At 27.6% G+C, this 23,656-nt stretch carries 27 protein-coding genes; 14 read left to right on the top strand and 13 right to left on the bottom strand.

Annotation, left to right across the window (positions count from 1 at the left end; genetic code table 11):
• The 12 genes from Q4A58_RS05550 to polA form a co-directional block, all read right to left on the bottom strand.
• Positions 1 to 188 (bottom strand): hypothetical protein (locus tag Q4A58_RS05550; protein WP_303117290.1); only part of this gene is annotated, 188 nt, incomplete at its 3' end.
• Between the two features lie 43 nt (positions 189 to 231).
• A complete protein-coding gene (locus Q4A58_RS05545; RefSeq protein WP_303117288.1) occupies positions 232 to 1,053 on the bottom strand; it encodes a type II toxin-antitoxin system HicB family antitoxin in 822 nt (273 codons plus the stop codon).
• A 14-nt stretch (positions 1,054 to 1,067) separates the two neighbouring features.
• On the bottom strand, positions 1,068 to 2,030 hold the full coding sequence (locus tag Q4A58_RS05540) for an NADH:flavin oxidoreductase (protein WP_303117287.1): 963 nt from the start codon (positions 2,028 to 2,030) through the stop codon (positions 1,068 to 1,070).
• 16 nt (positions 2,031 to 2,046) lie between these two features.
• Positions 2,047 to 2,577, bottom strand: a complete 531-nt coding sequence (locus tag Q4A58_RS05535) for a chromate transporter (RefSeq protein WP_303117292.1) — start codon at positions 2,575 to 2,577, stop codon at positions 2,047 to 2,049.
• Positions 2,577 to 3,152 (bottom strand): chromate transporter, encoded by a 576-nt coding sequence (locus Q4A58_RS05530; RefSeq protein WP_303117285.1) that lies wholly within the window; start codon positions 3,150 to 3,152, stop codon positions 2,577 to 2,579. The genes Q4A58_RS05535 and Q4A58_RS05530 overlap by 1 nt, the downstream gene beginning before the upstream one ends.
• The gene (gene coaBC / locus Q4A58_RS05525; RefSeq protein ID WP_303117283.1) at positions 3,142 to 4,347 is read right to left on the bottom strand and encodes a bifunctional phosphopantothenoylcysteine decarboxylase/phosphopantothenate--cysteine ligase CoaBC; all 1,206 of its coding nucleotides are present in this window, start codon (positions 4,345 to 4,347) and stop codon (positions 3,142 to 3,144) included. Before coaBC ends, Q4A58_RS05530 begins: the two co-directional genes overlap by 11 nt.
• Positions 4,348 to 4,361: 14 nt before the next feature.
• Positions 4,362 to 5,054, bottom strand: coding sequence for a hypothetical protein (locus Q4A58_RS05520; protein WP_303117281.1), 693 nt, complete (start codon positions 5,052 to 5,054; stop codon positions 4,362 to 4,364).
• A gap of 64 nt (positions 5,055 to 5,118) precedes the next feature.
• Positions 5,119 to 6,588, bottom strand: coding sequence for a murein biosynthesis integral membrane protein MurJ (gene murJ, locus Q4A58_RS05515; RefSeq protein WP_303117278.1), 1,470 nt, complete (start codon positions 6,586 to 6,588; stop codon positions 5,119 to 5,121).
• Positions 6,582 to 7,256 carry a ScpA family protein gene (locus Q4A58_RS05510; RefSeq protein ID WP_303117275.1) on the bottom strand — a complete coding sequence of 225 codons (675 nt, stop codon included), beginning with the start codon at positions 7,254 to 7,256 and terminating at the stop codon, positions 6,582 to 6,584. Before Q4A58_RS05510 ends, murJ begins: the two co-directional genes overlap by 7 nt.
• Positions 7,231 to 8,190, bottom strand: coding sequence for a bifunctional riboflavin kinase/FAD synthetase (locus tag Q4A58_RS05505; protein WP_303117273.1), 960 nt, complete (start codon positions 8,188 to 8,190; stop codon positions 7,231 to 7,233). The genes Q4A58_RS05510 and Q4A58_RS05505 overlap by 26 nt, the downstream gene beginning before the upstream one ends.
• A 22-nt stretch (positions 8,191 to 8,212) precedes the next feature.
• Positions 8,213 to 9,106: a DNA-binding protein WhiA gene (whiA, locus tag Q4A58_RS05500; protein ID WP_303117271.1), complete on the bottom strand. Its 894-nt coding sequence runs from the start codon at positions 9,104 to 9,106 to the stop codon at positions 8,213 to 8,215.
• Positions 9,107 to 9,119: 13 nt separating this feature from the next.
• On the bottom strand, positions 9,120 to 11,858 hold the full coding sequence (polA, locus tag Q4A58_RS05495) for a DNA polymerase I (RefSeq protein ID WP_303117270.1): 2,739 nt from the start codon (positions 11,856 to 11,858) through the stop codon (positions 9,120 to 9,122).
• A 285-nt stretch (positions 11,859 to 12,143) separates the two neighbouring features.
• On the opposite strand from polA, the gene miaB reads away from it, so the two are divergent.
• The 14 genes from miaB (at position 12,144) to tsaB (ending at position 22,953) form a co-directional block, all read left to right on the top strand.
• Positions 12,144 to 13,451, top strand: coding sequence for a tRNA (N6-isopentenyl adenosine(37)-C2)-methylthiotransferase MiaB (gene miaB / locus Q4A58_RS05490; protein WP_303117268.1), 1,308 nt, complete (start codon positions 12,144 to 12,146; stop codon positions 13,449 to 13,451).
• Between the two features lie 30 nt (positions 13,452 to 13,481).
• Entirely contained in the window at positions 13,482 to 14,711 is a 1,230-nt protein-coding gene (rho, locus tag Q4A58_RS05485; RefSeq protein WP_303117267.1) for a transcription termination factor Rho, read from the top strand.
• An 8-nt stretch (positions 14,712 to 14,719) separates the two neighbouring features.
• Positions 14,720 to 15,751 (top strand): peptidoglycan DD-metalloendopeptidase family protein, encoded by a 1,032-nt coding sequence (locus tag Q4A58_RS05480; RefSeq protein ID WP_303117264.1) that lies wholly within the window; start codon positions 14,720 to 14,722, stop codon positions 15,749 to 15,751.
• Positions 15,752 to 15,826: 75 nt separating this feature from the next.
• Positions 15,827 to 16,888 carry a flavodoxin-dependent (E)-4-hydroxy-3-methylbut-2-enyl-diphosphate synthase gene (gene ispG / locus Q4A58_RS05475; protein WP_303117262.1) on the top strand — a complete coding sequence of 354 codons (1,062 nt, stop codon included), beginning with the start codon at positions 15,827 to 15,829 and terminating at the stop codon, positions 16,886 to 16,888.
• A gap of 86 nt (positions 16,889 to 16,974) precedes the next feature.
• Positions 16,975 to 17,424, top strand: a complete 450-nt coding sequence (locus Q4A58_RS05470) for an RNA polymerase sigma factor (protein ID WP_303117261.1) — start codon at positions 16,975 to 16,977, stop codon at positions 17,422 to 17,424.
• A 4-nt stretch (positions 17,425 to 17,428) separates the two neighbouring features.
• Positions 17,429 to 17,737, top strand: a complete 309-nt coding sequence (locus Q4A58_RS05465) for a hypothetical protein (RefSeq protein WP_303117258.1) — start codon at positions 17,429 to 17,431, stop codon at positions 17,735 to 17,737.
• A 16-nt stretch (positions 17,738 to 17,753) separates the two neighbouring features.
• A complete protein-coding gene (locus Q4A58_RS05460) occupies positions 17,754 to 18,155 on the top strand; it encodes a hypothetical protein (protein ID WP_303117254.1) in 402 nt (133 codons plus the stop codon).
• Positions 18,156 to 18,306: 151 nt separating this feature from the next.
• Positions 18,307 to 19,488 (top strand): OFA family MFS transporter, encoded by a 1,182-nt coding sequence (locus Q4A58_RS05455; protein ID WP_303117252.1) that lies wholly within the window; start codon positions 18,307 to 18,309, stop codon positions 19,486 to 19,488.
• Positions 19,489 to 19,683: 195 nt separating this feature from the next.
• Positions 19,684 to 19,929 carry a type B 50S ribosomal protein L31 gene (locus Q4A58_RS05450; protein ID WP_303117251.1) on the top strand — a complete coding sequence of 82 codons (246 nt, stop codon included), beginning with the start codon at positions 19,684 to 19,686 and terminating at the stop codon, positions 19,927 to 19,929.
• An 86-nt stretch (positions 19,930 to 20,015) separates the two neighbouring features.
• Positions 20,016 to 20,639, top strand: coding sequence for a uracil phosphoribosyltransferase (gene upp, locus Q4A58_RS05445; RefSeq protein ID WP_303117249.1), 624 nt, complete (start codon positions 20,016 to 20,018; stop codon positions 20,637 to 20,639).
• A 102-nt stretch (positions 20,640 to 20,741) separates the two neighbouring features.
• Positions 20,742 to 21,362 (top strand): CoA pyrophosphatase, encoded by a 621-nt coding sequence (locus tag Q4A58_RS05440; protein WP_303117247.1) that lies wholly within the window; start codon positions 20,742 to 20,744, stop codon positions 21,360 to 21,362.
• A complete protein-coding gene (rfaE2, locus tag Q4A58_RS05435) occupies positions 21,349 to 21,813 on the top strand; it encodes a D-glycero-beta-D-manno-heptose 1-phosphate adenylyltransferase (RefSeq protein WP_303117245.1) in 465 nt (154 codons plus the stop codon). The genes Q4A58_RS05440 and rfaE2 overlap by 14 nt, the downstream gene beginning before the upstream one ends.
• 35 nt (positions 21,814 to 21,848) lie before the next feature.
• On the top strand, positions 21,849 to 22,322 hold the full coding sequence (gene tsaE, locus Q4A58_RS05430; RefSeq protein WP_303117242.1) for a tRNA (adenosine(37)-N6)-threonylcarbamoyltransferase complex ATPase subunit type 1 TsaE: 474 nt from the start codon (positions 21,849 to 21,851) through the stop codon (positions 22,320 to 22,322).
• Positions 22,303 to 22,953, top strand: coding sequence for a tRNA (adenosine(37)-N6)-threonylcarbamoyltransferase complex dimerization subunit type 1 TsaB (gene tsaB, locus Q4A58_RS05425; protein ID WP_303117239.1), 651 nt, complete (start codon positions 22,303 to 22,305; stop codon positions 22,951 to 22,953). The genes tsaE and tsaB overlap by 20 nt, the downstream gene beginning before the upstream one ends.
• Positions 22,954 to 23,036: 83 nt before the next feature.
• Here tsaB and Q4A58_RS05420 read toward each other — a convergent pair.
• The coding region (locus Q4A58_RS05420; protein WP_303117236.1) for an autotransporter domain-containing protein at positions 23,037 to 23,656 on the bottom strand (620 nt) is incomplete at its 5' end.

Raw genomic sequence — 23,656 nt, 5'->3', positions numbered from 1 at the left:
CTTTCTTTTAGTTTTACAAACATATTTTTTTCTTTTTTTATTTCTTTTCCAAATAATGATTCTGTAAATAATTCAGCTCTTTTCTCTAATTCTTTTTCTTTATACCTATGATAAGAAAAAGTGATTACCAACGAGATAATTGTTGCAATTACAGAAAAAGTAATAAATTTTTTTTGATTCCTACCCATCTAGTCTCCTTTTTATTTGGTTCTCATCTTTTGTTAAAAACTTTTATTGTTCTTCTTTGTTCATTAAAACTGATGCAACATATGCTAATACTATAGATATAATATATAGAAATATCTTAAAGAACGAAATAGATACATATGCCTTAGCCTCACTTGGTATTTTAATAAATATATATACATAAAATATAAGTAAAAAAACTATTTTAGAAAAAATTATATATCTCACATAGTCCTTTTTCTTAGCTATTCCTGAGTATATCATTCCAGCAGCCATTATTAAAAGTAGAATTCCTGAAAACATTAAAGCCATAGAAGCTGTTTTTAATTCTTTTGCAAAACTTGAAAATTCAGATATTCCTTTGAAAAATCCTATAGATGCTTTTCCAAAAAATGGAAGTCTTATCGAAATTACTCCAAAAAATAAAGTATTTATTAGTGATATAGCTCCAGCCAAAATCAACAATAAATTTTCTTTTCCAGAAGGAATAGCATTTTTTACATCTTCTTTTATTATTTTATCTATTTTATTTCCAACCTCTTTTACTCCATCCTTTAACTCTTCTTTGTTTGCTATATTAGATAAAGACTTTAAATCTAAGTTAAAATTGGAAATAGATACAAAAGTTGTAAACTCTCCTTCTTTTAATTTACCGCTTATATCTGTCATCTTTAAAGGTTCTGGAAGCTCTAGTCCTGACTTTTTTAATTCCGAAATCTTTGTTTTTATTGTCCCTGCAGCAACAGATGAAATGCTTTCTTCTGTTTCAGCAGTAGTAGTAACTCCTTCAAAATCTGGAAAACTCAAAAGAAATCTTCCATTCTCCAATTGTCTTGCAATAACTACATAATTAATATCTTTTACCATAGTTATACCCCCTTTTATATTTCTAATTTATTTTTCATTAAACTTTTTTTGAAATCTTTTTTTGCTTGCTCCATCCAAGTTCCTCTAGCTATCATTGCTCTTCCAACTGCTACAAAGTCAAGTAAGTTGTTTTCAACCAGCCAGCTTGCCTGTTTTTCTTTTTTTATACCATATACTCCAATAACTGGAATTTTGACAAATTCTTTTATCTTTGTTCCCATATAGATTATCCAACTTAAAGGGAAATCTTTGGGATAGCAATCTATCTTCACAGCTCTTTTATATTTCTCATCTGCTATTCCACTTGACACATCAAGCAAGTCAACTCCAAATTCTTCTAATTTTTTAGCATTTTCTATACCATCCTCAAGTTCTGGTTCATTTCCTCCCATTCTATATGCTAGAATAAAATTTTCATTAAATAGATGTCTAGTATTTTCGATTAATTTTCGTGAAAAGTATAGTTTTTCTCCGTATTTATCTGTTCTTTTATTAAGAAACCTTGAGTTTAACTGAGATATTAGATAACCATGAGCTCCATGAATTTCAACTCCATCAAATCCAGAAATTTTTGCTCTATAAAAAGCTGCTTCAAAAAGTTTTAGTATCCTATCTAATTTCTCAGTAGTTATCTCATTTAGATTATTTATAAAGCCAACATGATGAAGTTGTATTAAACAAGGCACATCATATTTATGAATTTCTTGAGCAATCTTACTGAGCCCTTCAATAAAGCTATCATCCCAGATTCCTATTTGATTTTCTCTTAGTTTACCACTTTCTTCTACAGCTGAAGCTTCAACTATTATAAGTCCAACTCCACTTTTGGCTATATCACCATACCATTTAACTAAATCATCATTCACATAACCACTTTTATCTATTAAAGAAAATCTTACCATAGGTGGTAACACTATTCTATTTTTTACTCTTATATTCTTTATTCTATATTCTGTAAAAATATTTGTTTTTTGCATTTTTTCCTCTTAATCTTCAAATTAAATAATATAAAATAACTCCTGTGAAACCAGATAAAATAATTAAGATTAAACTACTGACATTGTAATACCAAGCTGCTATAAAAACTCCAACAAGAATTAAATAAGATTTTATATCTACAAAATTTTCACTTACAAAAAGTGAAAATGCTGCTCCTAATATTAATCCTACAACAACTATTTTTAAAGCTTCTAGAGTCCTTCTAACTATAAGTAAATCACTAAACTTTTTTAAAAATATTATTATAGCTATAATTATTAGAAAGGAGGGAACAACTACTCCTATTGTAGCTAATGTCGATCCTAAAGTTCCTCCAACTTTATAACCTACATGTGTAGCTAAGTTTATTGAAATTGGTCCTGGTGTAATTTGCGAAAGGGCAACTATTTCTGTAAATTCAGAAAAAGATAACCAAGCATATCTCTCTATTACATCTTTTTGTATCAAAGCTAATACTGCGTAGCCTCCTCCAAAACTAAATAGACCTATTTTAAAAAAAACATAAAATAACTCTATATACAACATCATCTATCAACTTCTTCTTTCATTTTCCTTTTATCTAAATACAAATAATAAAGATTCCCTAAAATCATAGTTGTAATTATTATATATATAGGGGATATATTAGTATATTTTATTATCATCGCTACAGTTAAAGATATTAAAAAGTTCTTTAAATTTACCTTTGAAGACCTTGCTATCCTTAAAACAGCTGTCAATATTAGTGCCACTACAGCTGGTTTTAGCCCTTTAAAAAAAGCTATAAATATTTCTGTATTTCTATATATCATAAGAAATTTACTCAATAGTAAAACTATTAAAAAAGAAGGCAATATAGAGCCTAAAACTCCTGCTAACATTCCACTAAAACCTGCTATTTTATAGCCTGTTATAATTGAAATATTCACTGCCAATACTCCAGGAACAGACTGAGCTATAACCATACCTTCTAAAAACTCATCTTGTGTCAACCATTTCTTTTTATTAACAATTTCATCTTCAATAAGTGAGAGCATGGCATAGCCTCCACCTATTGTAAAGGCACCTATTTTTGAAAACACAACAAATACTTTAAATACTAAATTAGTTTTATTTTTCATTTTTATCTATCTCACTATTTACGAATTTTAAAATTTCATATGCTAATTCTATTTTAGATTTATTATTTATTTCAAAGGAACTCTCATCTCTTTTTATAATTTCTATACTGTTTTCATCTCGAGTCATTGTTGATGCATCATTTGCAATTATCAAATCCAAATTTTTCTTTTTTAATTTTTTTATCGCATTTTCTCTTATATCGTTAGTTTCTGCTGCAAAGCCTACCAAATATTGATTGACTTTTATTTTTCCCATTTCTAATAAAATATCTGGATTTCTTACAAATTCTATTAATAAATTTCCTTCTGCTTTCTTTATTTTTTCTTTTTTATATTCTTTAGGCCTATAGTCTGCAACTGCTGCACAAGATATGAAAATATTTGTTTTTTCAAATTCTTTTTTTATTTCATTAAACATCTCTTGAGCTGAATTGACTTTTGAGTATTTTACTAAGCCACTTGGGACCTTTAAATCTGTAGGTCCACTTACAAGTGTAACTTCTGCTCCTAAATCTATAGCTGCCTGAGCTAAGGAATATCCCATTTTTCCACTTGAGTTATTAGTTAAATATCTTATAGGATCTATCTCTTCTCTTGTTCTACCACTGCTTATTAATATTTTTCTTCCCTTTAATAAATTGGAATCTATTAATATATTAGAATATAAGAGATATCTTTCTATTTCATCTACTATCTCTTCTTCTTCCTTCAATCTCCCTTTAGCTATGTAATTACAAGCTAAAAGTCCTTCATCCACATCTATAAATCTATATCCATATTTTTTTAATTTCTCTATATTTTCATGCAAAATAGGATTTTCATACATTTTTACATTCATAGCCAATGCAAAAAATATTGGCTTTTGTGTTGCTGATATTACAGTTGTTAACATATCGTCTGCTATTCCATTTGCTATCTTGCCAACTATATTATAAGTTGTGGGAACTATTAATACTAAATCTGCCCAGTCTGATAAAGAAATATGTTCAACTTCATAGTGTGGTTTATCATCCCACATGTCTATATACACTCTATTCCTTGACAAAGTTTCAAGTGTCAGTGCAGAAATGATATTAGTAGCATTTTTTGTCATGATGACCTTCACATTATATCCTCTTTTTTTTAATAGTGATATTATATTAGCTGATTTATATGCTGCTATTCCTCCTGTTACACCTATCAATATGTTCTTCATATCTTTCACCTATTTCATTCTTCTAATTTAGAGTCAATTGTTAAAATTCGTCTTTCTTTGTAATATTCATCTCTTTTGGCCTTATGCTCTTCTATCTGAGGATAAGTGAAATTATATATCTTTAAAGAACTAAAATCAAAATTATCTATATCATCCATAAACTCTAATCCTAATTCAGAAAATATATTTAAAAGTTTCCTAGAGGAATATACTTTAGATATCTTATCCCCTCTATTTATAAGGGCTGCTGTTTCCCAATCAAATTTTCCAGACTTATAGGCTAAAAATTTCTTTTTTGCTTCTTCAACATTCTTTACTTCATTCAATAAAGAATAAAATTTTACCTCTGTCAAATCATCAATATATATTATTTCATTTTTCAATAAAATATCTAAAACCTCTGAGTATTTAGCTCCTATATAGAACTTTGAAGTCTCTAACTTATATCGATAATATTTTTTCTCTGGATTTAAACCAAATGAAGATAATATTTTAAAATACCGGACAGCCTTTTCTTGATTTTCTTTTATATTTCTTTCAATTATAGAAAATTGTTTAGTCGAAACTTTACTATTTGCCTTTTCAAGCTCTGATATTAAATTAGAAATCTCATTTTCTTTTACTTCTAATTTCTTTTCTAATTCTTCTACTTTTTTTTGATATCCTTTTTCCTTTTCCTTACCAAATAAAGAAGAAAATACTCCCATTAAAAATCCCTCCTAATTTAAACAATTTTTTAAAATTATACCATTATTTTACTAAATAAAACAATTATTTTTTATAGAACATCTTATCCTTAAATTTATACATCGAATATGTCCATTGAATTAAATAAAAAATAGAAAATATAAATAACTTCAATATAAAATTTGAAAAGTACGATGAAACATAAATAGCCACTCCACTTTTAACTATAATACGAAAAAGCATATATAGGATATTTTTTATATCTAAGCTGACATAAATTTTGTTATATACAAAAAATAATAATATAAAATTAACTCCTGATGATATTGCGGTTGCTAAAGCCAAGCCTCTATGCTCTAAACTCCTTATTAAAAGAAAGTTTAAGAAAATATTTATCAATATTGCAACTATTGAGTATTTTGCTGGTCTTTTATTATCACCAAAAGCATAGTAAGCTTTACTTATCAGTTGTACTCCTACATAAAAAATTAGTCCTAAGGCATAAAAAAACAATGCTTCAGCAGTAATTCTAACTGCCTCTTCATTAAATTTTCCATAAGAAAATATCAGTCTTATTATTTCTTCAGAATAAAAAGTTAATACAAATAAACTTGGTATTATTAAAAAATTTAAAAAATTTAAAGACCTTGCTAAAATTTGTGCTACTTCAGTTTTTCTTTTTTTAGTCACTGCCTTAGATAAACCTGGAAAAACCACATTTGATATTGTTACACCAAAAACTCCTACAGGTAATAGATAAATACGACTGGCATTTTCAAGTGCTGTTATTGTTCCTAATAACAAAAATGAAGCAAAGAACTGATCTACAACCGAATTTACTTGTCTAGCAAATACTCCAACCAGCATCGGCATAAGTTTTAGTCCCAATTTTTTTAAATAAACATCTTTAAAATTTATCTTAAAAATATATTTTTTCATAATAAATATAAAGGGAATAAAGACTATTATGAACTGTAAAAAACCTCCAATTAAAACACCATATGCAAGTGCATCCACATCAAAAAATTTCGTCAAATACATAGCTGACAATATTATTGATAAATTAAAAAAAATTGCAGTTGAAGCAGGTATTACAAAATATCCAAAATTATTTAATATGGAACCTATCATTCCTGAAAGAGAAATAAATAAAAAATAAAACGACATTAATTTTAAAAGTTTGGATGTAAGTAGTTTCATATCCTCATTAAATCCTACTACTATAAGCCCTATTATCTGTTCAGAAAATATTATCATTATAATGCTCACAACTAAACTAAATAAAAAAGTCATATTAAGGACAGTAAAAATATATTCTGTTGATTTTTCTTCGCCCTCTTCATTTTTTTTTCTATGATAAAGTGGAATGAAAGTATTTCCTAAAGCTCCTTCTCCTAAAAGTTGTCTAAAAAAATTGCTTATTTTAAAAGCACTATAATAAGCATCTGTTAAGCCTGATGAACCAAAAAAATAGGCTACTAGAGTCCCCCTTAAAAGACCCAGTATCCTACTTATCATTGTAATTATCATTGTATTTATAGACTTTTTTAACATTTTCTTATCTCTCCATTAAAAATAGATATTTTACCATCCTTATACAACTCAAGTATTGCTAGAAATATATAAATTAAATGCAATCTATTTTCTGCACTTTTAAACAAAGAGTCCATAACTCTATTTTCAAAATAAACTTTTATTAATATATCATCCATAACATCTTTTATATCATACTGTTTATTTAAATTCAACTCTAAAACATCACTGAATTGAGTCTCTTCATAATGTTTAACATAAGCTCTATATATATCCTCTGTTGTTAAAAAAGATAAGTCATATTCCCTAGAAATTTTTTTTATTTCTCTCCTAGCCTCTCCTCTTGAATATGATATATTAAATTCGTTTTCAAGTGCCGAAATTTTAGGCGATATCTCCTTAAATAGTTTATACTCTTCTAACTTTCTCTTTAATTCTTTTTCTTTTTCCTTATCTTTATCTAAATTCAATAAATTTAAAGTTTTTATCTCCAAAAGTTCTGAAGCTGTTATTATAAATTCTGCTTTTATCTCGATATCTTCTCTTTCTGAAAGACGTAAAACCTCTAAATACTCATCTATAAGTTGAGATATACTTATTTCAGATATTTTCATTTTTTTCTTATCAATTAAATTTAAAAGTAGATCAAGTGGTCCTTCAAAATTATCTAATTTCAATAGAACTTCCATATTTCATCTCTCTTTTATGCTTTCTCCATTTATTAACATCATTTGCTATTGTTTCTTTTAATTCTTCAACTGAATTAAATTTTCTTTCTTCTCTCATAAACTCAACAATTTGAATGTATATTTTTTTCCCATAGATATCTTCATCAAAATCTAATATATGTACTTCCAAGCTTATCTCTCCAGCTTTAAGTGTTGGATTGCAACCTATGTTTACAGCTCCATACATAAGTTCTGAGTTTTTGTCTCCTATTTGTAAATAAGCTCCATAGATTCCAAAAGGTGGAAAAAGTCTATTACTCATATTTATATTAGCTGTTGGAAAACCAAGCTCTCTAGCTATTTTCCTTCCGTGCACAACCTCACCAATAACTAGCATTGGATGACCTAAAAATTTTACAGCTCCTTTAAAATCTGATTCCACAATTTTTTTTCTAATTAAAGAAGAACTAACTATCTGATTATCCACCATCACAGGTTCAACCTCAATAACTTCTATCCCATGAGAATTAGCTAGTTTTTTTAAATCTCCTACTTTTCCTACTCCACCTTTTCCAAAGCTAAAATTAAATCCCACAAATATTTCTTTGACTTTCAATTTATTCTTTAATATCTCAACAAATTCAAGTGGGCTATATTCCAAAAATCCATTTTCTAAACTTTGTAAGACTACACAATCAACTCCCAAAGCTTCTAATAAATAAAGTTTTTCTTCATTAGTATTGATATGGCTAAATTTCTTATCTCTATGCAAAATTTCCATAGGATGATTCGCAAAAGTAAAAACTACAGATTTTTTATTATCTTTCTTTGCTTTTTTTACAGTTTCTCTTATCAATTTTTTATGTCCACAATGTACTCCATCAAAGTTTCCTATAGCTACATAGGTATCCTCAAATTCAACCTTAGATGTTAATATATCATCTATAACTATCATTTATGCTTCTCCTAACTATTAGTTATTTTATTTCTTCTAATAAAGAATTATAAATTTCTTCTATTCTTCTAAATCTATTCCTGATTCCCGATTTAGATATTTTTATCATATCTGCTAGTTCTTGTAAAGAACTTTCTGGATTATTTAATCTTAAAAATGCAGCTTCCTCTAAAACAGGAGTTAAATTGTTAAGCCCTATTTTTTCTCCTATGTATTTTATCATTTTTATTTGACTATTTCCAGTATTTAAAGTTTTTGTTTCATTAGCAACTTCCCAATTCATTTCTCTTATTGTTTTATTTTTTAAATTTTTAATAATGGTAGTTTCTTCATAATCAAAAAAGTGTTGAATCCCATCCATAAGAACCAAGATATCCATTATGTCTTCTGAATTTCTAAAATAAACTAAAATTTTATTTTTTTTCTTGGTTTTAAAAACCTTTTTCTTTTTTGCATAAAGTAAGTTATAGACTTTGTCTGCTAAAATTTGATTATCTAAAAACAAATCTAAAGAATACTCTTTTTTAGGATTTTTTATGTAACCACAACTTATAAAAATACCTCTTATATAACCCTTAAAAATTTCTTCATTTTGTAATATATCCAAATACGAAAACTTTAAACTATCTATAAATTCTTTTATTCCCCTCTGGGGATATACTGTAATTGTATAAACATTATGCTCCACAAATTTTTTTGAAATAGAGTATTTTATTCCAATCTTTAAAGAACAAACATTTTTTATAAGAGAATAAAGCCTTTTTGCAAAAGTAGAATTTTCCATTTTTATCTCTATCATATTCTCAAAAATAGCATTCTTACTTTCAAGCATTCCAAATATTTCAGCTAAACTTTCTAACTTAGTAAGTGGCAATTTTTTCGTAATTTCCAATTTCACATTTGAACTATATGACACTATTTCTCCTTTTTTATTTAGTTTCTGCCCAATTCTTTCCACAATTTATATTTATTTCTAAATCAACATCTTCTAGTACAACCGTTTTTCTCATTATTTCTGATAAAGCTTCAGAGTATTTTTTTATAGCTTCTTCCTTAACTTCAAAAATAAGCTCATCATGAACCTGTAGAAGAAGCTTAATATCTTCTTTATCTTTTAACAATTCATATATTTTTATCATTACCTTTTTTAAAATTTCAGCCGCAGTACCTTGTATAACAGTATTAATTGCCATTCTTTCAGCCTGAGATTTTATATTTTTATTTTTAGAACTTATTCCATTTATAAATCTTTTCCTTCCAAATAAAGTCTTTACAAAACCATTTTCTTCCGCAAATTCAATTATCTCTTTTTCAAAAGAAGGTATTCTTGGATATTGTTCAAAGTATTTATTTATATATTCAGATGCATCTTTCACAGGTATTTTTAATTCTCTTGAAAGTCCAAATGCTGTTTTCCCATAAATTATACTAAAGTTAATAATTTTAGCTATTATTCTTTGCTCTCTACTAACAATATCATCTTCTGATAGAGAAAAAATCTTTTTAGCTGTTAAGTTATGTAAATCCTTCTTTTCGCTGTAGGCTTTAACTAAATTTTCATCTTTCGATAGGGAAGTCAAAACCCTAAGTTCAACCTGTGAATAATCTATACTCATAAGTCTATTTCCTTCACTTGAAACAAAACCTTCACGTATTTTTATACCATCTTCTGTTTTTACGGGAATATTTTGTAAATTTGGTTCAGATGAAGAAAGTCGCCCAGTTACTGTACCAATCTGATTAAAAGTAGTATGTATTCTAGAGTTCCCATCAACCATGGAAGGCAATGTATCAACATAGGTATTTTTTAATTTATTTAATTTTCTATATTCAAGTATTAATTTGGCTATATCAAAACCCATATACTCAAGATCTTCTAAAACACTTACATCTGTTGAAAAACCTGTCTTAGTTTTCTTACCACTAGGAAGATTCATCTTTTCAAATAAGATTTCTCCAAGTTGCTTAGGAGAATTAACATTAAATATTTCTCCTGCTTCTTGATAAATTAATTTTTCTATTTTAGAAAGCTCAAGTTCAAGTTCTAAAGAATAATTTTTAAAATATTCTACATCGATTTTTATTCCATTTTTTTCCATATAAGAAAGCACCTGTATAAGAGGCATCTCTATTTCATTTAATACTGTTTTTAAATCATTTTTTTCTATTAGATACTCAATTTCCTCATAGACAAAAAGCAGACCTAAGGAAATCTTTGATAGGTATAGTCCATATTCTTGACTTGATAAAGTTCTTGCCGCTTGTTTTCCAAAAAGACTTTTAAAATCTTTTATTTCTATATTTGAATACTCAGAAATAGGCATTAGTGGATCTACTTTTGTTTGAGAACTTATTAAATGATAAGCTATCATTAAATCTATATAAATATTTTTGAACTCAAAATTCAAATTTAAAATATTTTTTAGATTATAAAAAACAAAATTTATATTTAAATTTTTTAAAAATTCTGCTAAAATTTCAAAATCTATATTCTTACTTAAAAGACCTTCATGAAATAAAGGAAAATAAAAATCTCTGTCCTCTGTACTTAAAGCAATTCCAGTCTCTTCAAAATATATACTTGCTATTTTATTTTCATACTTTTCAAAATATTTTTTTTCATTTTTTAATATTTCTTCATCATCAATTAAAATAAAATCTCTATCTTTTAATTTTATCTGCATTTCTTTTTTAAAACTTTTCTTAATATCAGATTCATTTTCTGAACTAGTATCCATTGCATTTTGACTAAGATCTTCAAATAATTTTTTTTGATTTTCTTCAGGTTCCAAATTCATTTTTTTTATAAATAACTTAAAATCCAACTCTTTAAACAATTTATAAAGTTTTTCACTATCCATTTTAAAGTTTAATTCTTCTTCTTTTAAGTCCAAATTTAAATCAGTAAATATTTTGGCAAGTTCTCTGCTCATAAAAGCTAAGTCCTTTTCATTAATTATATTTTTTACAAGAGAGGGACCTATTCCATCTATATTCTTTAAATCTTCTATATTTTCATAAATTTTCTCAAGACTATCATACTTAGAAAGTATAGCTAAAGCTTTTTTCTCTCCAATTTTCGTAACCCCTGGGATATCATCACTCTTATCTCCTATAAGTCCAAATAAATCTGGAATTTTATCTGGACTGACCCCTAAATAATTAATTACATCTTTTTCATCTTTTAAAACTCCAAATTTTTCTCCTTCATTTCCTTTTCCTAATAAAGCTATATTTATGTTTTCACTAACTAATTGAGACAAATCTTTATCACCAGTTATTATATATGTTTCTATATCCCTTTCAGATAATTTTTTGGCTAAAGAACCTAAAATATCATCAGCTTCATATCCTTCTAATTTATATCTCTTTATATTAAAACAATCTAAAAGCTCTTCTATCCTAGGGATTTGTAAAATTAAATCCTCGGGAGCAGATTGTCTTTGTGACTTATAATCAGCATAAATTTCTGTTCTTTTCAGAGAAGATCTTTTTACATCAAAGGCTGCTGCTATATAATCTGGTTCAAATTCCTTTAAAATACTCATAAAAGTATTCATAAAACCATAGACAGCTCCAGTGGGTTCATTTTTCGTCCTAAAGTTCATATTTGCAAAATACGCCCTATACATTATGGCACTAACATCTAAAAGAACAGCTTTTTTCATTTTTTCCTCCAAATAAATAATATACTTATTAATTATATCATATATTTCTTTTTTTAATTATTTTAATTTATCATAAATTTTAAAACTTATTTGTAATAATAGAAGTCTAATACTAAGTAATCAAATAATAAAATTATTTTATAACATTTAAGTCTATTATAAATTACAAGTAAATTTTATTGAAATAAAATAGAAACTTATGAAAAATAAATTCGTTTTTCATATAAAAATATGATATAATATTTTATTAAATTTTTATTTTATTTTTTAGAAGTGGAGGAAAATGTGAAAAAGGCATCAATTATTACTTATGGATGTCAGATGAACGTAAATGAAAGTGCAAAAATTAAAAAAATTTTTCAAAATTTAGGATATACAGTCACTGATAATATAGAAGATTCTGACGCAATTTTTTTGAACACATGTACAGTCAGAGAAGGAGCTGCCACTCAAATTTTTGGGAAGCTAGGAGAACTCAAACATTTAAAAGAAAAAAAAGGCACCATTATAGGTGTTACTGGTTGCTTTGCTCAAGAGCAAGGTAAAGAACTTATAAAGAAATTCCCTATTATAGATATAGTTATGGGAAATCAAAATATAGGAAGAATTCCTCAAGCAATAGAAAAAATTGAAAATAATGAAGGTTGTCATGAAGTCTACACTGATAATGAAGACGAATTACCTCCAAGATTGGATGCTGAATTTGAATCAGATCAAACAGCTTCTATTTCAATAACTTATGGTTGTAATAACTTCTGTACTTTTTGTATAGTTCCTTATGTTAGAGGTAGGGAACGTTCTGTTCCTTTAAAAGAAATAGTACAAGATGTTGAACACTATGTAAAAAAAGGTGCTAAAGAAATTGTGCTATTGGGGCAAAATGTTAATTCATATGGAAAAGATTTTAAAAATGGAGATAATTTTGCTAAATTGCTTGATGAAATATGTAAAATTGAGGGAGATTTTTTACTTAGATTTGTATCTCCTCATCCAAGAGATTTCACAGATGATGTAATTGATGTAATTGCAAAAAACTCAAAAATAGCAAGATGTTTACATCTACCTTTACAATCAGGTTCAACTAAAATTCTAAGGAAGATGAATAGAGGTTACACAAAAGAAAAATATATTGCTCTTGCACAAAAAATTAAAAATAAAATTCCAGATGTTGCCCTTACTGCTGATATAATTGTAGGCTTTCCTGGAGAAACAGAAGAAGATTTTTTAGATACAATTGATGTCGTAAAAAAAATTAGTTTTGATAATTCATTTATGTTTATGTATTCCATCAGAAAGGGAACTAAAGCTGCTACTATGGAAGATCAAATTAATGAAGATATTAAGAAAGAAAGATTACAAAGACTTATAGAAGTTCAAAATGAATGCTCTTTTAATGAAAGTAAAACCTATAAGGACAAAATTGTGAGAGTCCTAGTTGAAGGACCAAGCAAAAAAAATAAAGAGGTTCTTTCTGGAAGAACTTCTACAAACAAAGTCGTTCTTTTTAAAGGAGATTTATCTTTAAAGGGGCAGTTTGTTAATGTTAAAATTAATGAATGTAAAACTTGGACGCTTTATGGAGATATTGTTTAATTTTTACTTAATGAAAAGAGGATTATAACTATGAATATCTTAGAAAAATTTCTTTTAAAAGATTTATTAGAAATTGCAAAGAATTTAGAACTTAGCATACCTAACAATATAAAGAAAAATGAGCTTAAAGACTTAATAGATAAATATTTCGAAGAAAACCAAACTCTACTTGCAAACGGTGTTTTAGATATAATTGCAGATGGTTATGGCTTTTTAAGAAATACAAGTGTTGAAAAAGATATCTATATTTCTTCATCTCAAATTAGAAAATTCAAACTTAGGAAAAATGATATTATTTTAGGGGAAGTTAGAAAACCTGTAGCTGATGAAAAAAATTATGCAATTATAAAAATTTTAAAAGTAAACGACTTTAGCCTTGATAGAGCTGAGATGAGAGTTCCTTTTGAAGAGCTTATTCCCACTTATCCTACGCAAAAATTAATTCTTGGAAAAGATAAAAATAATATAACTGGAAGAATTTTAGACTTGATTTGCCCTATAGGAATGGGGCAGAGAGCACTTATTATAGCTCCTCCAAAGGCAGGAAAAACAACATTTATAAGTACAATTGCAAATTCATTAATAAAAGATAACAAAAATTGTGAAGTTTGGATTTTACTTATAGATGAAAGACCTGAAGAAGTAACAGATATAAAAGAGAATGTGAGTGGTGCTCAAGTATTCTCTTCAACATTTGATGATGATCCAAAAAATCATATAAAAGTTACTGAAGATATAATTGAAAGTGCTAAAACAAAAGTTGAAAATGGAGAAAATATAATAATTTTATTAGATTCTTTAACTAGATTAGCCAGAGCTTATAATATTGTAATCCCGTCAAGTGGGAAACTTTTATCAGGTGGTATAGATCCACATGCTCTTTATCATCCTAAGAATTTTTTTGGTGCAGCCAGAAATATAAAAAATGGTGGTAGCCTTACTATTATTGCAACTATTTTAGTTGATACAGGTAGTAAAATGGATGAGGTTATTTATGAAGAGTTTAAGTCTACAGGAAATTGTGATATTCACTTAGATAGAAATCTTGCTGAACTTCGAATTTTTCCTGCAATTAATATTGAAAAGTCTGGCACTAGAAAAGAAGAGTTGCTTTTAGAAAAATCAAATATTGAAAAGATTTGGAAATTAAGAAGATATTTAGCAGGATTGGAAAATAAATCTACAGCCACACTATCTTTAATCAAACTTATAAAAGCAAGTAAAAATAATCAAGAGTTACTAGATACTTATAAAATATGAGGTTACTTATGAAAAAAATTATACCAAAATTTTTTATTTGTTCTCTTGTTTTAACTATAGCCGTACTATCAGCTAGGTTATATAAAATAAGCAATACTGAAGTTCTTAATACTTCGACTTTCACTGACTATTTTCAACTAGACGAATCAGATAATGGTGGATTAGAAATAGTTTTAGATAGTTTTACAACATTAAAAAAAGAATATGATTTTACTGAAAAAATAGTAAAAGATATCCAAAAAGTTGAAATCATAAAGTATAAAGTTGCTGCAGGAGATAGCTTACAGAAGATTGCAAATAAATTCAATATATCTGTTGATACAATAAAAATCAATAATAAAAATGCCAGAACAGGAAAACTAAAAGTGGGAGATAATTTTACTTTCCCTTCTCAAGATGGCTTCTATTATAAAATTAAGAAAAATGATACTATTTCTAAAATTTCTAAATTATATGATGTTAAAGCGGCTGACATTATCAGCTTTAACGATATAGACCCTAAAAAATTAAAAGCTGGGGCAAATATTTTTTTAAAAGATGTTAATTATAAAAAATTTATGCAAATTGAGCAAAATTTAAATAAAGCTCCAGTAAAAACAAAAACCAGTGGTACAAAAAAAGCTTCTTCTGGCAGTTCTTCTCCTTCTGGTTCAGGCTCTTCAGGATTTGCTTACCCAGTTAAATTTTCTGGAGTAGCAAGCCCTTTTGGAAATAGATTTCATCCAGTTTTAAAAAAATATATTTTGCATACTGGAGTTGACTTCGTTGCTAAATATATACCTCTTAGAGCTGCCAAAGATGGAGTCGTTTCCTTTACAGGAAATATGAGTGGTTATGGTAAAATTATCATCATAAAACATAGTGATGGTTATGAAACAAGATATGCTCATTTAAGTGTTATTTCTACTAAAGTTGGGGAATATGTTAATAAAGGAGATTTAATTGGAAAAACTGGTGCCTCTGGTAGAGTTACTGGACCTCATCTTCATTTTGAAATAAGAAAAGATGGTGTCCCAAAAAATCCAATGAAATATTTATAAATTTTTAACCTTAAAGCTACTGTACAAAAATTATGTGTAGTAGTTTTTTTATGACTTAGATCTAAGGGGTATCTTATGAAAAGAAAAACAAAAACAATTTATATAAACAATTTAAAGATGGGTGGAGAAAATAAAATTATAATTCAATCCATGACAAATACTAATACAGCTGATATCTCAGCGACTGTAAATCAAATTAAACAATTAGAAGAAGCTGGTTGTGATTTAGTTAGATTTACTGTTAATAGCATTAAAGCAGCAGAAGCTATAAAAGAAATAAAAAAAGAAGTTTCCATACCTTTAGTAGCAGATATACATTTTGATTATAGATTAGCTCTACTTGCAATTGAAAATGGTATAGATAAACTTAGAATAAATCCAGGAAATATAGGTTCCGATGAAAATGTAAAAAGAGTTGTCCTTGCTGCTAAAGAAAGAAAGATTCCAATTAGAATTGGAGTTAATTCTGGCTCAATAGAAAAAGAAATCTTAGAAAAATATGGAAAACCTTGTACAGCTGCTTTAGTTGAAAGCGCCATGTACCATGTGAAACTCTTAGAAAAATTTGATTTTTTTGATATTGTAATTTCTCTAAAATCAAGCAATGTCAAAATGATGATAGAAGCTTATAGGAAAATTGCTAAATTAACCGACTATCCTTTACACTTGGGTGTAACTGAAGCTGGAACGAAATTTCAAGGTAGTATAAAGTCAGCAATTGGAATCGGCTCATTGCTAGTTGATGGTATTGGTGACACTATTAGAGTTTCCTTAACAGAAAATCCAGTTGAAGAAATTAAAGTTGCTAAAGAAATTTTAAAAGTTTTGGACTTATCTGATGAAGGAGTAGAAATAATTTCATGCCCTACTTGTGGAAGAACAGAGATAAACTTAATTGAGCTGGCTAAACAAGTTGAAAAAGAGTTTGAAAATGAAAAGAAAAAGTTTTCCATTGCTGTTATGGGTTGTGTCGTTAATGGACCAGGTGAAGCAAAAGAAGCTGATTATGGTATAGCAGCTGGTCGAGGTACAGGAATACTTTTTAAAAAAGGAAAAATTATAAAAAAAGTTGCTGAAAATAAATTATTAGAAGAATTAAAAAACTTAATTAAAGAAGATTTAAATAAATTATTTTAATTATGAAGCCCTAATTTTTAATAAATGATAAACTTTTTTTTAAACTTTAAAGTCTAAATAATATAATACATACTTGGAGAGATGATATGGATTTTGATAATTTATTTGAGGAATATTTTGATAAGGTGTATTATAAAGTCTTAAGTATCGTTAAGAACAGTGATGATGCTGAAGATATTTCTCAAGAAGTCTTTATGAGCGTATATAAAAATCTTAATAAATTTAGAGAGGAAAGTAATATCTATACTTGGATATACAGAATTGCGATAAATAAAACCTATGATTTCTTTAAAAAGAAAAAAAATGAATTAGAAATTAATGAAGAAGTTTTATTAATAGCAGATGAGTTTAATTCGGATACAAACATTTTGTTGCAGGAAAAATTAAATTTAATTTCTGAAAAAGAAAGGGAAATTATAATTTTAAAAGATATCTATGGATATAAATTAAAAGAAATAGCAGATATGAAAAATATTAATCTATCCACTGTAAAATCTATTTATTATAAAGCACTCAAGGATATGGGAGGAGAATAGTTATATGTCACCAAAAGAAAGAGTCAGAGCTAACATATATAAAAGCTTATTAGAAGAAGAAAAGAGAAGAAATAAAAGAATGTCTATGTTTTCTGTTGGATTATTTTTTGTAGGAGTAGTTACTATGTCTACATACAATAGCCTAGTTAAATCTATTTCAAACAATAACAGCCCTTATAACAGCACTATTATGTTAAGTAAAGATAGTGAAGATGCATTATTAACTAGTATGTATGACAATAATAGTATAATCAACAAAAAAATGATAGACTTAAATCCTGATGAATTATTTACTTTAGATACACAAATATAATGGGGGAAATATAGGTATGAAAAAAATTTTAATAACTTTATTTTTTGTTATTTCGTCGTTAACTTTTTCTGATGATTTAGGTCTTGGAATAATAAATGCCAGTGATTTAAAAGCTGTTGGAGTAAAAGAGGAAAACATTAAAAAAGCTAAAGAGCTTATGAATGAAGTTGCTAGTAGCTATAGATTAAAAACTTTAGAAATAGAACAACTACAATTACAAATCAATAAATATGTTTTAGAAGGTCCAGAAAAATATTTAAATGAAATTGATCAAATATTTGATAAAATTGGAAGCATTGAAGCTGCTATTTCAAAAGAAAGAATTAGAAGCCAAATAAAAATTCAAAAATTGATAACTCAAGAACAATATGTTAAAGCTAGAGAAATAGCAGTTAAAAGATTAAATGGAATAAAATAAATTATAAAAAATAGTTTATTGATGAAAAATTAAAATTATGGTATAATTAGGCTCGTAAGCTTTATAAATACCATATTTTTTTATTTATAAAACAATACTAGAATAATTTAGTTTTTTTTAAAATAATTTTATAATTTGGGAGGAGTTTTTTATGTTAGCAAAAAACAGATGGCTTATTTTAATATCATGTATTATTATCAATTTAAGTTTAGGTGCTGGATATGCTTGGAGCGTCTTTCAAGGTCCTTTAATTGAAAAATTTTCTTGGACAACAGCTCAAGCTTCTTTAGCATTTAGTATTTCCTTTGCAATGGTACCTATAGGAATGATTATTTTTGGAAAAATTCAAGATGAAAAGGGACCTAAATGGGTTACTTTTGGTGGAGGATTAATGTTTGGTTTCGGAATGATTTTGACATCATTTACAAACAGTCTTTTCATGCTTTATTTATCTTATGGTTTAATATTAGGTTTTGGTATTGGTATGGCGTATGGTTGTACTACTTCAACTACAGTTAAATGGTTTCCTGATAAAAAAGGACTTGCTGGAGGATTAACAGCTGCTGGATTTGGTTCTGGAGCTGTCTTATTTGCACCTCTTGCTAAATCTCTTATTTCAACTCATGGAGTTTTATTAACATTTAGATATTTAGGTATAGGACTACTTATAACTATTTGCCTTTCTTCTCTTATTCTTAGTGCTCCAGAAAAAAAAGCTACAGTTATTGCTCAAGATGATAAAGTTAATAAAAAGTCAAATGAAATGATAAAAACTGCTGTATTTTGGGGACTATGGACAGCTTATATTTTTGGATGTGTTTCTGGTTTAATGATTATAGGTCATGCTGCTCCTATAGCAAAAGAATTTTTAAATATAGAAAAACTTGCTACTTTAGTTGTTATGTTAGTAGCTCTTAGCAATACTTTTGGTCGAATTATTTGGGGCTTTGTTTCTGATAAAGTTGGAAGATATAAAGCAGTTATTCTTATGTTTTTAACATCTTCAATAGGGCTTGTACTACTTCGTTTTAAAATAGATCCCAAGATTGCTATTTTAGGTATAATGTTTATCGCCCTTTGTTTCGGAGGTTTCCTTGGTACCTTTCCAGGAATTACTGCTGAAAATTGGGGTCCATTATACAATGGTAGTAATTATGGAGTAATGTTCACTGCCTATGGTATCGCAGCTGTTGTAGGACCTCGTCTTGCTGCAACTATAAAAGAAGCAAATAACGGAGATTACAGCAATGCATTTTTAATCTCTATTGCACTTAACATAATTGGTATGATTTTAATTTTAATTCTTGAAAGAAGAAAAAAATCTAAAATTTAAATTAAATATTTTTTCAAGAATATTCAGTCAAAAATTTACTGTTAATTATCAAAATTTACTAACATATAATTTTTTATATTACACTTTATTTTACAGCTTTAAAAATTTATTTTACTCATATTTTTTATCTTGCAATATTTTGTTAAATATGTTAAAATTATCCGTGATATCAGAAAATTTTAGGAAGGTGAAAATATGAAAAAAGATATACATCCTGAGTTTCATGTAGTTGTATTTGAAGATATGGCTGGAAATAAATTCTTAACTAGATCTACAAAAACTTCTAAAGATACTACTACTTATGAAGGAGTAGAATACCCAGTAATTAAAATAGCAGTAAGCTCTGCTTCTCACCCATTTTATACAGGTGAACAAAGATTTGTTGACACAGCTGGTAGAGTTGATAAATTCAATAAAAAGTTCAATTTGGGTAAAAAATAGTAAAATCAGAAAAACAGGATTGAACAGTCCTGTTTTTTTATGAAAAATAATTTGAAAATTTATAAATATATAGGAGGAAATTATTTATGGCAGTAATAGAAATTAATCACCCATTAATAGAGCATAAAATGACTATGCTGAGATCTGTTGATACAGACACTAAGTCATTTAGAGAAAATTTAAATGAAATTGCTAAGCTTATGACCTATGAAGCGACTAAAAATTTAAAACTTGAAAATACTGAAGTAACTACGCCACTTATGAAAACTATAGGCTATACTTTGCATGATAAATTGGCTATAGTTCCAATACTTCGAGCTGGACTTGGAATGGTAGATGGTATTTTAGACCTTGTTCCTACTGCAAAAGTTGGTCATATAGGTGTATACAGAAATGAAGAAACTTTAGAACCTGTTTATTATTATTGTAAATTACCAACAGATATCACTTCAAGAAAAGTTATACTTGTTGACCCTATGCTTGCAACTGGTGGTTCTGCTATATATGCCATTGATTATTTAAAAGAACAAGGAGCCACAGATATTATATTTATGTGTTTAGTTGCTGCTCCTGAAGGTATTGCTAAACTTTTAAATAAGCACCCTGATGTTCCTATATACACAGCTAAAATAGATCAAGGCTTAAATGAGCATGGATATATTTATCCTGGTCTTGGAGATTGTGGAGATAGAATTTTTGGTACAAAATAATTTTTTATTTGAGGCTGTTACATTGGATTTCTAAGTTTTTACTTTGAGCACTTAGTTAATCTTTGAATTTGTAACAGCCCTAATATTTTAATGAGGTTAAAAATGGAAAACAGAAGAATTTTTCGAAATAAAATTCTGGAATCTGCTGTTATGATTTGTATATTAAATTGTAAGGAAGATGGAAAGGATTATATTGTCTTAGAAAAAAGAGCAGAAGGAATAAGACAAGCTGGGGAAATTTCTTTCCCTGGAGGAAAGAAAGATAAAAAAGATAAGAATTTTTTAGACACAGCCATCAGAGAAACTATTGAAGAACTTGGAATAAAAAAAGAGAACATAATTAATCCTAGCTATTATGGAACTTTTTTCTTTCTAATGGGAGTTTTGCTTGAAACTTACATCTGCCATTTGAAAGTAGAAAAAATATCAGATATATTATACAATAAAGAAGAAGTGGAAAAATTATTGTTGGTTCCTCTTGATTTTTTCATGAATAATGAACCTATAACTGAAGAAATAAGAGTATACAATAAAACATTATTTGATCCCAACAAATATAGTTTCACTAAAAGATATTTAGAAGACTGGCATTTTCCAAATAGAGAGATATATATCTATATCTATAAAAATGAAACTATCTGGGGAATGACAGCTGAAATAATTTTAGACTTTGTTAAGACACTAAAAAAAGAGGGTAGGGTAGGAACTTATGAATATAGGTAGAGATTTAGCTAAATACATTGTTAATCTTGCTAAAGAACAAGGAAAAAAGGTCGTATTTACAAATGGTTGTTTTGATATTTTGCATGTAGGACATATATCTTATTTAGAAAATGCAAAAAGACAAGGCGATATTTTAATTGTAGGTGTTAATTCTGATGAGTCAACAAGAAGATTAAAAGGTCCTACTAGACCCATAAATAATCAAAATGATAGAGCGTGTATGCTATCTGCTTTAAAGTCTGTTGACTATACTGTGATTTTTGAAGAGGACACACCAGAAGATTTAATTGCCTATTTAAAACCCTCAATACATGTTAAGGGTGGAGATTATAAAAAGGATGATTTACCTGAAACTAAAATTGTTGAAGCTTATGGAGGAAAAGTAGTAATTCTTAATTTTGTTGAAGGGAAGTCTACAACGAATATTATTAATAAAATTAATAATAATTAAGTTTATGTGAGATTAAATGAAGGTGAAAAATATTAATGAAAAAGAAATTAAAATTTTATGAAATAGATGAACTTGCTAAAAAATTAGCAAACTTCGTTAAAGAAAATTCTGTTATTGCCTTAATAGGAGAGCTGGGGACAGGGAAAACAACTTTTACAAAAACTTTTTCAAAAGAGCTGGGTGTTAAAGAAAATTTGAAAAGTCCTACTTTTAACTATGTTCTCGAATATCTAAGTGGTAGACTACCTCTATATCACTTTGATGTCTATAGACTTTGTGAAGCTGAAGAAATTTATGAGATAGGTTATGAGGATTATATAAATAATGGTGGAGTTGCCATAATTGAATGGGCAAATATTATCGAAACTGAACTACCTAAAGAATATATAAAAATTTCTTTTGAGTACTCTGATAATGGGCTAGAAGATAAAAGAATAATTAATTTAGAATATATAGGAAATAAGATTAAGGAAGGAGAACTTTTAGACTATGTTAATTTTAGGAATTGACACATCTACAAAAATTTGTAGCTGTGCTATTTATGACGACAAAAAAGGGCTTATTGCTGAAACAAGTTTAAATGTCAAAAAAAATCATTCCAATATTGTTATGCCAATAATAGATAATCTTTTTAAAATTTCAGAACTTAACATAAACAATATTGATAAAATAGCAGTGGCTATTGGTCCTGGTTCTTTTACAGGAGTTAGAATTGCCTTAGGTATAGCAAAAGGCTTAGCCCTTGCTCTTAAAAAACCTCTTATTGCCATAGATGAACTTGAGCTTCTAGAAGCTATTTCTAATGGTTTCAATCTACAAGCCGAAGTCATTCCCCTTATAGATGCCAGAAAAGAAAGAGTTTATTATAAGTTCAGAGAGAAATATAAAGATGACTATCTAATAAACTTACTAGATGGCTTAAGTAAAAATAAAGATTATATTTTTATTGGTGATGGAGCTAAAAATTACGAATATATTTTAAAAGAAAAACTAGGTACTAGAGCATTTATACTTCCTGATTATCATTCTTTTCCAAGAGCTTCTATAATATGCGAGTTAGCTCTTGATAGAGAAGAGGCTAATATTTATACATTGGAGCCTCGTTATATTTCTAAATCTCGTGCTGAAAAAGATAGCTAATACATTAAAAATTAATATTTATAAAAAAAGTGCTACACTCTCAATTTTTTGAAATGTAGCACTCTCTCATTTTCAGAAATTTTTTAGAATCTATAGCCTAGCCCTGTACTAAGTCTTATATCTTTTTTATCACTGCCATGACTAAAGCCATAGTCCATTTTTAGGTTAAATAGTAGTCCGACTTTATTTTCCATCATATATTCAAGTCCTAAACTTGTTCTGCCTTTTTCTTTTGCAGGAACAAGAACATCAAATTCTCTTCCTCCTACTACATTAGCTCTAACATTTGTTGCCTTTGCTCCATTTAATATTCTCTCATAAGAAAGACCGAATACAAAATTATGATTTGTATTTCCCTTTACTAAAACTTTCTTTAAATCTAAACCTAGTTCTGCCTTAGTTTGCTTAAATGTTTTTGATTTTACATTCAAATTAACCTTTCCGTCATTTTCTGTTGCTCCACCTTGTTTTACTCGGCTATAAGCTAAGGTAAAGTTTGGTTCTAAATAAAAATTATTGCCTAAATCTTTTGAATATCTTGCCTCTGCATATAGATCAAAGGCTCTGTTCTTTTGTTTTGCGCTTTGCTTAGATGTTTCTATTATTCCTGCATATCCTATTGCATTTCTATCTACCTTATATTCGCCAAAATCCATTCCTGTTCCTAAAGTAAATTTATAGTTATTTATATATTTCTTTGCAT

Origin of the sequence: Fusobacterium sp. (assembly GCF_030528405.1) — a bacterium.
Lineage (GTDB): Bacteria > Fusobacteriota > Fusobacteriia > Fusobacteriales > Fusobacteriaceae > Fusobacterium.
The sequence above is the reverse complement of the archived record's forward strand: the minus strand, read 5'-3'. Positions and strand labels throughout refer to the sequence as shown.